The 12486-nt window shown below is 74.1% G+C and carries 11 protein-coding genes; 5 read left to right on the forward strand and 6 right to left on the reverse strand.

Annotated elements, in window-relative coordinates; translation table 11 throughout:
* Nucleotides 1–104 precede the first annotated feature (104 nt).
* A complete protein-coding gene (locus tag ACIQU4_RS21375) occupies nucleotides 105–824 on the forward strand; it encodes a phosphatase PAP2 family protein (protein WP_403732869.1) in 720 nt (239 codons plus the stop codon).
* Between the two features lie 47 nt (nucleotides 825–871).
* Here ACIQU4_RS21375 and ACIQU4_RS21380 read toward each other — a convergent pair whose 3' ends face one another.
* From ACIQU4_RS21380 to ACIQU4_RS21390, 3 genes are all read right to left on the reverse strand, one after another.
* On the reverse strand, nucleotides 872–1903 hold the full coding sequence (locus tag ACIQU4_RS21380; protein WP_403732871.1) for a LacI family DNA-binding transcriptional regulator: 1032 nt from the start codon (nucleotides 1901–1903) through the stop codon (nucleotides 872–874).
* Nucleotides 1904–1966: 63 nt separating this feature from the next.
* A complete protein-coding gene (locus tag ACIQU4_RS21385; protein WP_403732874.1) occupies nucleotides 1967–3502 on the reverse strand; it encodes a carboxylesterase/lipase family protein in 1536 nt (511 codons plus the stop codon).
* A gap of 126 nt (nucleotides 3503–3628) precedes the next feature.
* Nucleotides 3629–4360 carry a phosphatase PAP2 family protein gene (locus tag ACIQU4_RS21390; RefSeq protein ID WP_403732876.1) on the reverse strand — a complete coding sequence of 244 codons (732 nt, stop codon included), beginning with the start codon at nucleotides 4358–4360 and terminating at the stop codon, nucleotides 3629–3631.
* Nucleotides 4361–4978: 618 nt separating this feature from the next.
* Here ACIQU4_RS21390 and ACIQU4_RS21395 point away from each other — a divergent pair.
* From ACIQU4_RS21395 to ACIQU4_RS21405, 3 genes are all read left to right on the forward strand, one after another.
* Entirely contained in the window at nucleotides 4979–6226 is a 1248-nt protein-coding gene (locus ACIQU4_RS21395; protein WP_403732881.1) for an MFS transporter, read from the forward strand.
* A gap of 160 nt (nucleotides 6227–6386) precedes the next feature.
* Nucleotides 6387–7319: a 5'/3'-nucleotidase SurE gene (surE, locus tag ACIQU4_RS21400; RefSeq protein WP_403732884.1), complete on the forward strand. Its 933-nt coding sequence runs from the start codon at nucleotides 6387–6389 to the stop codon at nucleotides 7317–7319.
* On the forward strand, nucleotides 7316–8935 hold the full coding sequence (locus ACIQU4_RS21405) for a carboxylesterase/lipase family protein (protein ID WP_403732887.1): 1620 nt from the start codon (nucleotides 7316–7318) through the stop codon (nucleotides 8933–8935). Before surE ends, ACIQU4_RS21405 begins: the two co-directional genes overlap by 4 nt.
* Nucleotides 8936–9041: 106 nt before the next feature.
* On the opposite strand, the gene ACIQU4_RS21410 is transcribed toward ACIQU4_RS21405, so the two are convergent.
* Nucleotides 9042–10112: a DUF2330 domain-containing protein gene (locus ACIQU4_RS21410; protein WP_403732889.1), complete on the reverse strand. Its 1071-nt coding sequence runs from the start codon at nucleotides 10110–10112 to the stop codon at nucleotides 9042–9044.
* Between the two features lie 117 nt (nucleotides 10113–10229).
* Here ACIQU4_RS21410 and ACIQU4_RS21415 point away from each other — a divergent pair, with 117 nt between their 5' ends.
* The gene (locus ACIQU4_RS21415; protein WP_403732892.1) at nucleotides 10230–10712 is read left to right on the forward strand and encodes a hypothetical protein; all 483 of its coding nucleotides are present in this window, start codon (nucleotides 10230–10232) and stop codon (nucleotides 10710–10712) included.
* On the opposite strand, the gene ACIQU4_RS21420 is transcribed toward ACIQU4_RS21415, so the two are convergent.
* Together ACIQU4_RS21420 and ACIQU4_RS21425 are read right to left on the reverse strand one after the other, a co-directional pair.
* On the reverse strand, nucleotides 10670–11380 hold the full coding sequence (locus ACIQU4_RS21420) for an HAD family hydrolase (RefSeq protein WP_403732895.1): 711 nt from the start codon (nucleotides 11378–11380) through the stop codon (nucleotides 10670–10672). The genes ACIQU4_RS21415 and ACIQU4_RS21420 overlap by 43 nt on opposite strands.
* Nucleotides 11377–12486 carry an ABC transporter ATP-binding protein gene (locus ACIQU4_RS21425; RefSeq protein WP_403732898.1) on the reverse strand — a complete coding sequence of 370 codons (1110 nt, stop codon included), beginning with the start codon at nucleotides 12484–12486 and terminating at the stop codon, nucleotides 11377–11379. The genes ACIQU4_RS21420 and ACIQU4_RS21425 overlap by 4 nt, the downstream gene beginning before the upstream one ends.

The raw sequence follows: 12486 nt of genomic DNA on the forward strand, positions 1-12486 counted from the left end.
CCTGATCCAAAAGACACGGCCTGGCCCGGACACCGCTTCGCAGACCAGTCCCATCGTGGGGGCGCGGCCCGGCCGCGCCCCCACGCGTACGTCGAAAGGCAGTCATGTCCCGGCACACACTCACTCCGCCGCGCGCCGCCGCGGCCGGGCCGGAGGCGGCGGACCTGCGCCGTCGCCCCGGCATCCTGCTCCTGGCCGTGCTGCTGCTCGGCTTCGCCGCGGCGCTGGCCCTCACCGTCCGCACGGACGTCGCGAACCCGCCGTTCCAGGGCGCGGACGAGCGGTGGCTGGAGTGGATGGGCGGCCCGCACGAGGGGCTGCCCGCGGCCGTCGCGGCCGTCCTCGACCGGTTCGGCGGCCCGCTGGGCGTCGTCGTACCGCTCGCACTGCTGGTCTTCCTGCTCGTCCGCAGGCGCTGGGTTTCGGCGGGCTTCCTGCTCGGCGTCCACCTCCTTGTCAACATGCTGGTGGTGCAGGGGCTCAAGCACCTGGTGGACCGCCCGCGCCCGGCGAACCCGATGGTCCGCGTCGACCACGGCTCGTTCCCGTCGGGCCATGCGGCGGGGGCGGCCCTGCTCGTCGTCCTGGTCGGCGTCCTGCTGGTCCCGGCCGCCCGGCGGCGGGCCTGGTGGGCCGGCGGCGCGGTGTTCACGCTGGCCATGATGTGGAGCCGCACCTGGCTGCACGCCCACTGGCTCAGCGACACGCTGGCGGGTGCGGCGGCCGGCGCCGGCGCCGCGCTGCTGGCGTGGTGGGCCTTCTCCCCCGCCCTCGCCCGGGAGCACGGCCGACGGGCCCGATCGGCCCCCGCGCAGACCCGATAGGCCGGGGCGCGACCGCCGTCGGGGGGGGCGGCGGTCGCTCGGGCCTCTCAGGAGGTGGCGCGGTGGATGAGGAGGGCCTCCATGGCGGGGACCGCGGGCGTCGCCCCCGTCTCGATCAGCTCGTGCACGGCGTCGGCGACCCGCGCCGGCGAGGGCAGGTCCAGGCGGACCGTGGTCAGGGCCGGCTGCTGGAGGGCGGAGAGGACCAGGTCGTCGGAGCCGACGACCGCGACCTCTTCCGGTACCGCGATGCCCTCGGCCTGGAGGGCGTGCAGCAGCAGCGCCGCGTACTCGTCGTTGTACGCGAAGACGGCGTCCAGACCCAGGCTCCGCCAGCGCCGGGCGAGGGCGGTCGCGGACTCCCTGGTGTACGCGAGCTCCACCGGGGTCACCGTCGCCATGTGCCGGGCGGCGACCGACTCGGCTCCGGCGAGGCGCGGGCGGGCGAGGGCGCCGAGGCCGCGTTCCCGGGGCATGACCACGCCGATCCGCTTCCGGCCCCTGGCGATGAGGTGCTCGGCGGCGGTGGCGCCGATGTCGGCGTGGTCGAAGCCGATGGTGTGGACGCCCGCCACCGGGCGGGCGGCGAACGCGAGCAGGCCGCGCACTCCGGCGCGGCTCAGCAGTTCGGCGGCCTGGGCGGTGAAGCGGTCGCCGTCGAGGGCGATGACGGCGGCCGGGCGCAGCTCGGCCCAGGCGCGGGCCGCGTCGAGGGGGTCGGCGAAGCGGCCCGCGTGCAGGACGGCCGTGTAGCCGTGCCGGTCGAGCTCGCTGTGCAGGTCGTCGACCCAGTCGCTGACGAGCCGGCCTATCGCGGAGACCGAGGCGGGCATCAGCACGAGGTTGCTGCGCCCGGCGCGCAGGGACCGGGCCGCGGCGTGCGGTACGTAGCCGAGCTGCCGGGCCGCGTCGAGTACGCGGGTACGCGTACTCGCGCTGACGCGGTGGCCGGGGGTGTCGTTCAGCACGAACGACACGGTGGCGCGTGACACCCCGGCGAGCCGGGCCACGTCCGCGCTGGTGATCGACACGGGCGACGCGGGGCTGCTCGCCCCCTTGGCCTTGGGCTCCCTGGGCATGGTCCTCAGTGCTCCCTCGGGGTCGACCGTGACCGTCTTTCTCCCCAGGTTACACGAGTTAGATCATTGCGCCTTCCGGGCTTCGTGCAGGCGGCGCGAGGCCCCGGCGAGGTCGTCGAGGGCGGTGACGGCCGAGTCGAAGCGCATCGTGGTCCGCGTCTGCGCGTCGTACGGCTGCCAGTGCGGCATGCCGGGGTGGTTCGGGTCGCCGGTGCGGACGAACGCGATCCACGCCCGGTGCATGGTGCGGGCGAGCCCGTCGCGTACGGCCGGGGTGAGCCCGGCGAGGAAGGGCGCGTGCGACCACTGCTCGAAGTTGTCGAAGACGAAGGGGAGTTCGAGGCAGTGCGCGGCGCCGAGCCGGCCCTCGTACGCGGCCGCCTGGAGGTCGAACTGGTAGGCCCAGACGGGGTGCTCCGAGCCTGCCCGGGCCTCGGCCAGCCCGACGGAGGGGACGCGGAAGAGCTCGTCCGAGATCAGGTCCATGAGGACGTCGGCCGGGCGGGCGCCGGGGCGGGCCGCCTCGTACGCGGCATAGACCCCGGGGGCGGCCTCGGGCCCGAAGGTCTCCGCGATCCGGTCGGTCACCCGCTCCCTGGTGGCGGCGGCGTACCCCTCGTCCAGGGCGAAGCCGAAGTTGGCCTCCTCGCGGGTCCAGCCGATCATGACGTCGACTCCGGCCGCGGCCCCGTGCAGCAGGGCCTCGACCGGGTGGCGCCGGAGGGTGACCCCGTCAACGACGGGCAGGAACGGAGTCGGCCAGTAGCCCCAGCGCATCGTGCGGGCGAACAGGCCGCCGGTCGCGCCGATGAGGGCCGGCCAGGGCAGGGCGCGCAGCTCCTCCGCGGTCTTTGCGCCGGCCAGCTCCCGGAAGGCGGCGGTGCGCTCCCGGTAGGTGCCGGGGTCGGGGAGGTCCAGCCCGAAGGGCGGGCTCTGCAGGATCACCCGGCGGATCAGCCCCTCGGCCAGCGGGTGCCCGGCGAGGGCTGCGGTGGAGACGGCGCCGCCGGACTGGCCGGCGACGGTGATGTCGTCGGGGTCGCCGCCGAAGGAGGCGATGTTCTCCCGCACCCAGTGCAGGGCGGCGAGCTGGTCGGAGAGCCAGGGGTTGGCCGCGTCGTCGTCCTCGTCCGGGGAGAAGTAACCGAGCGGCCCGATGCGGTAGTTGATGCCGACGAACACCAGGTCGCCGTCGCGCGCGAAGGTAGCGCCGCCGTAGCCGGGCAGCGAACCCGATCCGGAGACGAAGCCGCCGCCGTGGATCCACACCAGCACCGGGCGGCGGGCGTCGTCGGCCGCGGGCGTCCAGACGTTGAGCGTGAGGCAGTCCTCGTCGAAGGGGGGCGCCCCGTGGCCGCCGAGGAGCGGGTCGCCGCCTTCCATGTACATCTGCGGGGCGCTGGGGCCGTCGGCGCTCGCCTCGCGCGTTCCGCTCCAGCCGGGGTGCGGCCGGGCGGGCCGCCAGCGCAGTTCGCCGACCGGGGGTGCGGCGTACGGGACGGCCCGGAAGACGGAGAGCCCGTCCTCGACGGCCCCGCGCAGCCGCCCCGCGGGGAGGTCGACCACGGGCGGCGGAGTGCGGTGCTCGGTGTGTGCCATGGGGCCCTTCCTTCGTCGTTCCGGGGGCCGGGGGTGCGCTGGACGCAGGCCCGCCCCGATCACGAGAGTATGGCGAATCTTGGACGACCGTCAATGATTCTCGATATTCCTGAGGTCCTTCACCCCTCACAGCCACAGGCTGTCGGCCGCCATCCGCTCGGCCTCGATCCGCAGCAGCGGTTCGAACGCCTTCCACAGCAGCATGCAGCTGCCGGCTCCGGCCAGCGCCCCGGCGACGGTGTCGCTCAGCCACTGGGCGTGCAGCCAGGTCCGGCTGCCCATCATGGCGACGACGTACAGCGCCCCGAAGAGCCACCACCAGCGGCGGGCCCGCGGCGGGAACACGAGGACGGCGGCCACCATCACCAGCGTCACGGCGGTGAACACCTGTCCGGAAGGGAACGAGCCGTCGTTGACCAGGACCCACGGATGCGGCGGGCGGGGACGGTCGACGAGCTGCTTGAGCGGGAGCACCACGAGGACGTTCGCCACGATGCCGGCGGCGAGGGCGAACAGCCCCGACCGCCAGCGCCCGTAGACGCAGAGGCAGCCGACCAGACCGATCGGCAGGACCGTGCCGAGCGGGCCGCCGAGGCGGTCGAGAACGGTGGCGTATCCGGTGAGGGCATCGCCGGGCGAGCCGTTGACGGAGGCGGCCCAGCCGTCGTCGAGCCCCTGGAAGAAGGGGCGTTCGGCGACCGAGACCAGGAGGCCGATCAGCAGCGACCCGAGGAGGAGGGCGGCTCCGACGGCGACCGCATGGCGGGGCGGGGCCGCCGGGAGGTGGTGCCGGGGAGCGGGGATCAGGGAACGGGATGCGCGGTGCGCGGCCGGGGGTACGGCCGGGGGACGTGGCATGACGGGCCTTTCACGGTGGTCTCCCCGGGCGGTGGGGGCACGCGGGGAGCAGGCAGGCACGGGCGGGCGGAGGACGTCACGAGGGGCGGCGGGGGCCGTGGACCGGGGACGCCGGGGACGCCGAGGACGCCGAGGACGCCGAGGACGCCGAGGGTCGAGGACACCGGGGACACCGGGGATACCGGGGGTCGGGGACGCCTGGGATACCGGGCGGGCCGGCCCGCCGCGGACTCCCCCGGTGAGCGGCGGCGGGGGTCGCCGCGATGCGGCACGGAGTATTGCGGATTTTTGACCGCCACCACAAGCGCAAGATGGATTCCGGACACAATCTCCCTGCTCAGTGGCCTTGAGAGGGTGGTTACACGTCCTTGCACCGTCGACCACCCATCGATCACGATCCGCATACCGCCCGGCCGCAACCTCTAGCGGGGCTCCGGATTGGGTGCTACACAGTGTCCAAGCGCCGAAGGTGACACGTGTAACAACATCACGTGAATCGCCATCGCCTGCCGGGCCATCCCCGGGCGCCGCCACACCCGTCGAAGCCGCAGGTTGCGCCCCCTCCCCCCGCGCCGCACCTCCGCACCCCCTTCTCGCTCCGTCCCCCGAGGAGTCGTCATGGCCCAGAACGAACTCATCGACCCGCCCGCCCAGGCGGATCCGGAACCTCCCCGCCAGCGCGCGCTCCTGCCCCTGCTGCTGGTCGCGAACTCCGCCCTCCTGGCGGTCTACATGGGCGTCGGATCGATCCTGCTGCCCACCCAGATCGCGGAGATCGACCCCGCGCACAAGGTCGCCGTACTCGGCGTGATCGGCGGGATCAGCGCGGTCTTCGCGACCGCCTTCAACCCGATCGCGGGCGCCCTCTCCGACCGCAGCGGCCGTCGCAACCCCTGGATCCTCGGCGGCGCCTTCGCCGCGCTCGCCGCCCTGGCCTTCCTCGGTTACGCGACCACCGCGCTGGTCGTCGGCACCGGCTGGTGCCTCGTACAGGCGACCATGAACGTCTACCAGGCCGCCGTCACCGCGATCGTCCCCGACCGCGTGCCCGTGGCCCGGCGCGGCACCGCGTCCGCGCTGGTCGGGCTGGGCCTGCCGATCGGCGGCACGGTCGGGGTGCTGATCGCCTCCGCGACCGCGGAGCACCTGCGCACCGGGTACCTGATCTTCGGTGCGATCGTCGCCGCCTCCGCGCTGCTGCTCACCACCCTGTGCCGGGACGTACCGCGCACCGGTCCCGCCCCGGCCGCGGTCTCGAAGAAGGCCCAACTGGCGGCGTTCCTCTCCGCGTTGGCGAACCACGACTTCCGGTGGGCGTTCATCGGCCGGGCCCTGATGGTCCTCGGCTACTTCTCCGTCGTCGGCTACCAGCTGTACATCCTGGACGACCACATCAGCCTGCCCGCAGGGCTGACACCGCCCGCCGCGATGGCGGTGCTGACCCCCGTGTCGATGATCGCGATGGCCGTCTCGACCGTGGTGGGCGGGATGCTGTCCGACCGGTGGGACCGCCGCAAGGTGTTCGTCGGCGTCTCGGCCGCCCTCGCCGGGCTCGTCATGGTGGTCCCCGTGATCAGCCCCACCTGGACCGGCATGCTCGTCTTCAGCGCGCTCAACGGGCTCGCGTTCGGCTGCTTCATGGCCGTCGACACGGCGCTCGTCACGCTGGTCCTGCCCCGGGCCGAGGACGCCGCCCGCGACATGGGCGTCCTCAACATCGCGAACGCCGGGCCGCAGATCATCGCGCCCTTCGTCGCCTCGGCCGTCGTGACCGCCCTCGGCGGGTACACCCCGCTCTTCCTCGTCGGCGGCGCCCTCTCACTGATCGGCGCACTCGCCATCCTCCCGATCCGCAGCGTGCGCTGATCACTGCCGGGCCACCGCTTCCCGCACCTGCCGGCGGCCCGGCTCCCGAACTCCGGCGGGCGCATGCCGAGGGTCGTGCGCCCGCCGGTCCCCACACCCACACCCTCACCGCACTTCAGCGCACTTTCGCCTCCTTCCCTCCCTTCTCAAGGAGTCCTCTGTGAGACGCAAGCGAGTCCTGCCGCCGGCCGTGCTCATCCTGTGCACGGCCGCCCTCGCGGGTACGGCCCCCGCGGTCGCCTCGCCGCTGACCGCGCCCGAGCCCGCGCGAGCTGCGGCAACTCCCGCGGCCCCGCTGCGCATCCTGCTCACGAACGACGACGGCTACAACGCGCCCGGCATCCGCAAGGCGTTCGAACGCCTGACCGCGGCCGGGTACGACGTCACGATCGTCGCCCCGCTCACCAACCAGAGCGGGACCGGCACGAAGATGATGAGCGCCCCCACCATTACGGTGAAACACCCCGAGCCGAAGGTGTGGGCCGTCGACGGCACCCCCGGTGACGCCGTGCTCTTCGGCCTCTCCGAGGTCTTCGAGGGCCACGCCCCCGACCTGGTGGTCTCCGGCACCAACTTCGGCCCGAACGTCGCCGGTCTCGCCACCCACTCCGGTACGGTCGGCGGCGCCGTGGCCGCCCTCGAAAGCGGCGTCCCGGCCATCGCCCTGAGCACCGGCGGCCTGGCGGTTCCCGACCCGACCGCCACGATCAACGCGATGGGCCCCACCATGGACTTCGCGGTCAAGCTGATCGACCGCCTGCGCACCCGGGCGAAGTCCGGACCGCTGCTGCCCAAGGGCGTCGGCCTGAACGTCAACCACCCGGTCGTCGGCGCGGACGGCACGGGCACCGCGGCCGGTGTGGCCGCGACCTTCCAGGACCCGCAGGCCCCGCTCCAGCCGGACTTCACCGACTCCGGGGACGGTACCTGGAAGGTGAACGTGCAGTTCCGCCCGCAGCCGGCCGCCAAGGGCGGTGATGTGGAGGCGGTGAACGCCGGCAAGATCGCCATCAGCCCGATGAACGCCGACTGGAACACCGGACCGGCCGAGTTCGCCGCCACCGCGGCCCTGCTCGCGGGAGTCCGCCCGTGAGCAGGCCGCGTACGAGCGCGGCACGGTCGCTGCTCGCCGCCGCCTGCGCGGTGGCGGCCCTGCTCACCTCGGCCCTGCTCACCTCGGCGCTCCCCGCCGCGGCGACCACGAGGGCTTCGTCCGACGGATCCCCGCGCCCGCAGGCCACCGTCGCGCAGGGCGTGCTGCGCGGGCAGACCCACGATGGCGCCGAGGAGTTCCTCGGTGTCCCCTACGCCGCTCCCCCGGTCGGGGACGCACGACTGCGCCCGCCGCAGGCTCCGCGCCGCTGGACCGGGGTCCGCGAGGCCGTCCAACAGGCTCCGGCCTGCCTGCAGTTCTCGCCGTTCGGGCTGCGCGATCCGCAGGCCGTCAGCGAGGACTGCCTGTACCTCGACGTGTACCGGCCCCGCACGGCCCGGGCCGGAGCCCGGCTGCCCGTGATCGTGTGGGTGCACGGGGGTGCGTACAGCCAGGGCACGGGGACGCAGTTCGGCGGTCGCACCATGGCCGATCTCACGGGCAGTGTCGTCGTCAGCATCAACTACCGGCTGGGACAGCTCGGTTATCTCGGGCTGCCCGAGATAACCGGCCAGAACGACCGGCACTCGGGCTCCTTCGGGCTGATGGACCAGATGGCGGCGCTGCGCTGGACCCGGGAGAACATCGCCGCGTTCGGCGGGAACCCCGGGAACGTCACGGTCTCGGGGCAGTCGGCGGGCAGTGGTTCCGTCTGCGCGCTGCTCGCGGCGCCGTCGGCGGCCGGGCTGTTCCACCGGGCCGTGCTGCAGAGCGGGCCGTGCACGCTGCTCGGTACGCCGGACGGCGCGCGGGCCGAGTCCGAGGCCCGGGCCTTCGCCGCGGGCGCGGGCTGTACGGATCCGGCGTCGCTGGCCGCGTGTCTGCGCGGCGCGTCCGGAACGGCGCTGGTCGAGGCGGCCCGTACGGTGCCCACCTCGGGACCGGCGTCCGGTGACGGGCTGCTGCCGGTCGATCCGGCGGCGGCCATCGGGAGCGGCAACTGGAACAAGGTGCCGGTGATGATCGGGAGCACCCGCTCCGAGGCGCGCCTGTTCGTGGCGCTGACGCAGCCCTACCTGACGCGGGAGCAGTACACCGCGCAGGTCCTGGCGGGGTACGGGGCCGCGGGGCCGGAGGTGCTCGCCCGGTATCCGGTGTCGGCGTACGGGTCCCCGTACCTGGCGCTGTCGGCGGTCATGACGGACTCGACGTTCGCGTGCCAGACGGCGTGGACGGCGCAGCTGTTCGCCGCCCAAGTTCCCACGTACGTCTACGAGTTCGACGACCCGAACTCGCCCACGCTGTACGGGGCGCAGGTGCCCGGCCTGGACGAGTCGAACGCGCACAGCGCGGAGCTGGCGTACCTGCACGACTTCACCATGGGCGAACGCCCGCTGACGGTGGATCAGATCGCGCTCGCGACACGGATGAAGCGCTACTGGGGTGCGTTCGCGCGCTACGGAACCCCCGTGGTGCCGGGCCAGACGGCATGGCCCCCGACCGGGTCCGGGGCCACGGTCCTCACCCTCAGCCCCACGGCGACGCGGACGGGTACCTCGTTCGGGTCGGACCACCAGTGCGCGTTCTGGAAGACCCAGCCGCCCCGGCCGCTCTGACCGGCCGAGCGCGGCCGCGGCCCGGGATCCCGACGATCCCGGGCCGCGGCCGCGTCGCCCGCGCGGCGCGTGGTCGGGCGCGGCGGCGCGTACGGGCGGGCGGGCGTCAGGCCCTCGCGGTACGGGACCTGCGGCGGCGGAGGGTGAACGCGGCCGCCGCGAGCGCGACGAGGACGGCCGCGACGGTCAGCAGCCAGGCCGGGATCCCGCCGACGGTGATCAGTTCTCCTTGGTAGATCACCTTGCGGTACGGGGTGTCGGCGGCCGTGGCGCGCAGTTCGTGGTCCCCGTCGATGCGGCCCGGCTCCGGGAACTCCTGGTCGATCGCCGTCAGGAACGCCGGTTTGCCGCCGGTCAGCGCGGCGAGGCCGCCCTCCGGGGTGACCTCGCCGGCGAAGGTGACCTTCGGCTCGGCGCCGCCGATCGCGGAGGCGGGCTCCATCCGGTGGTCGGCCAGGATGTACAGGCCGAGCGACTGCGGGGTCTTGGCCAGCCGGGACAGCCGCATCGGGTAGACCAGCCGGTCGCTGGCGAAGCGGATCTTCAGCGGGTCGAGGGTGCCCGTGAGGGTCTTGCCCTGTTGGCGGGGGGCGAGGCGTACGGCGACGTACTCCCACTTCTGGTCGACGTACGGCTTCAGTTCGGCGGCGAGCCCGTCGGGCAGCTTGAAGCCGTTGGCCTCCAGCCAGTTGCGCAGCGCGTCGGGGTCGGTCGCGGTCAGGCGCGCGACGTCGAAGTCGCCGAGCTGCTCGCGGCCGACGACGCCGACCGCGGGAACGCCCGCGCCGGGGAGCGGGGCTCCCACGGAGTCGCCATTGGTGGAGGAGAACGGCCAGTCCTGGTCGCGCGGCCAGAAGTAGCCGCGGGTCTTGTACTCGGGGCGGGTCAGCCAGGTCAGCTGGCGGAACATCTCCCCGTCGCCCAGCTCCACCGTCGCCCGTCCCGGCACCGGCATGATCCAGGCTGCCCGCGGGGCGTCCCCGCGGACGACGAACCGCATCACGATCTGTTCCGTACGGCCGTCGAATCGCACGACGGAGGTCTCGCGTTCGACGCCGATCCGGGCGTAGCCCTCGGGGATCATCGCCCCGCAGCCGCATGCGTACGCCGGGCTGATCAGGGATCCCAGCTGCGTCGCGAGCAGGGCCAGCAGCAGGGCGGCAATTCTTCGTTTCATCCACACGGGGTCTCAGACGAAGACCTCAGTGATCCGGTTCCGGCCGGGCGGTCACAGGAACGTTCCGACTGGTGGAACCCCCTGGTCAGGGCGGTTCCCGATCCCCATACTGCTCGCATGAGAGGGACGGACGGCACGCCGCGCAGCAGCCCCCTGGTGCCCGACGCGGTGGGGGCGGAGATCGGCCGGCACCACTGGGAGGCGGTCACCTGTGGCTGCGGCCGCGGCGCGGGGCATCTCGTGGACACGCTGTGGGCGGCGGCCGAGGGACATCCGGCCGCCTTCCGCGCGCTGGAGGGCCACGCCTTCCTGTCCGGCCGCCTGCACCCGCCCGCTCCCGCGGTGTGCGGGGTGCTGATGGCCGTCTGGTCGGCGGGCCCGCCGCGGCTGACCACCCGCGAGGCGCTGCTGTGGACCCTGCTGTCCCTGCTCGGCACCGAGGACGACGGGTCCTCGCACGAGGCCGGGCTGTACGGGCAGTGCGCGGCGTTCGTCCGCGCCGGTCTGCCCTCGCTGCGCCACGCGGCGGCCGCCGCTCCGGGCTCCGTGTCGGCGGCCTATGTGGACGGCGTCGTGGAGTTGCTCGGCCTGGGCTCCTGAGGCGGGACGCCCGCGGCGGCGCCGAGGCAGCTCCGCAGCAGCTGCGGAGTGACGTCCTCCAGGGACCGCGCGAAGGTGCGTACGGGAGAGGCCGGCACGTCCAGCAGCGACGGCACCACCAGTACCCGGCAGCCGGCGGCCTCCGCGGAGGCCGCGCCGTCCGGCGAGTCCTCCACCGCCACGCAGTCCCGTACGTCGGCGCCGAGCCGCTCGGCGGCGCTCCGGTACGGGTCCGGATGCGGCTTGGTCCGGTCCGTGTCGTCGGCGGACAGCGTGAACGCGAACGGGACATGGGCCAGCGAACCGCCGACGACCGAGTCGACGACCAGCCGCGGCGAGGCGCTGACGAGGGCGAAGGGCACGCCCTGCGCTTCGAGCGCGGTCAGCAGCCGCTGGGCGCCGGGCCGCATCGGCGCCCCGGCCTCCACCCGGCCGAAGAAGTCCGCGGTCAGGGCCCGCGCCACCTCGGACGGGTCTCCCCCTCCCGAGACCCGTACGAGGTGGGCGGCGGTGTCCTCGACGGCGCGCCCGACGACCTCGGGGGCGTCCGCGTCGGTGAGTTCGTGGCCGAGGCCCTGCGCGACCTGCTCGGTGGAACGCCACCACAGCACTTCGGTGTCGACCAGGGTGCCGTCCATGTCGAACAGGACGGCCGCGAGGCCGCTCACGCGGACCGGGCCACGACGAGGACCGGGCGTTCGGCCAGGCCGACGGCGGCCCGCGCACCCGGCGCCAGCTCGCCCGCGTCCCGCGAGGGCAGGTCCGCCTTGACGGAGGTGCCTCCGGGCAGGTCGAGGTGGAGCCGGGTCACCGCGCCGAAGAAGGACGCGGAGACCACGGTGGCCGTGCCCTCGGGGTCGGCGGTCGCGATGACGTTCTCGGGCCGGACCAGCACCTCCACCTCCCGGGTCGCCGTCGGGACCGGGCCGTCGACGGGCAGCCGGGTGCCGGCCACCTCCACCAGGCCGGAGTCGGTGAGCCGGCCGGGCAGCCGGTTCATGGTGCCGACGAACTCGGCGACGAACGGCGTCGCGGGGCGCTCGTACAGCTCGGCGGGGGCCGCGCACTGCTCCAGGCGGCCGGCGTTCAGGACGGCGACCCGGTCGGCCATCGACAGCGCCTCCTCCTGGTCGTGCGTGACGAACACGGTGGTGATGCCGAGGGAGAGCTGGAGCCGGCGGATCTCGTCGCGCAAGTTGGCCCGGACCTTGGCGTCGAGCGCGGAGAGCGGCTCGTCGAGCAGCAGGACGCGGGGGCGCAGCGCCAGGGCGCGGGCGAGGGCCACGCGCTGCTGCTGGCCGCCGGACATCTGGTGCGGGTAGCGGTCGCCGTGCTCCGGCAGGCCGACCAGGTCGAGGAGTTCGGCGGAGCGCTCGCGGCGCTGGGCCGCGCCGACCTTGCGTACGCGCAGGCCGAAGGCCACGTTGTCGCGGGCGCTGAGGTTCGGGAAGAGGCTGTACGACTGGAAGACCATCCCGGCGTCGCGCCGGTTGGCCGGTACGCGGGTGATGTCCTGGCCGTCGACCAGGACATCACCGGAGTCGGGCTGCTCGAAGCCCGCGACCACGCGCAGCGCGGTGGTCTTTCCGCAGCCCGACGGGCCGAGCAGGGCGACGAGTTCGCCCGGCTCGATGGTCAGGTCGAGCCCGTCGAGGGCGACGGTCGAGCCGAACGCCCGCCGCAGGCCTCGGAATTCGATGCGCGCGCCCGGCGCGGAGTCCGCGCGGTCATCGGAGCCCTCGGGCTTCCTGGCCGCGGGAAGGGTGGTGGACAT

This window comes from Streptomyces sp. NPDC090741, assembly GCF_044769045.1.
Classification (GTDB): Bacteria; Actinomycetota; Actinomycetes; order Streptomycetales; family Streptomycetaceae; genus Streptomyces.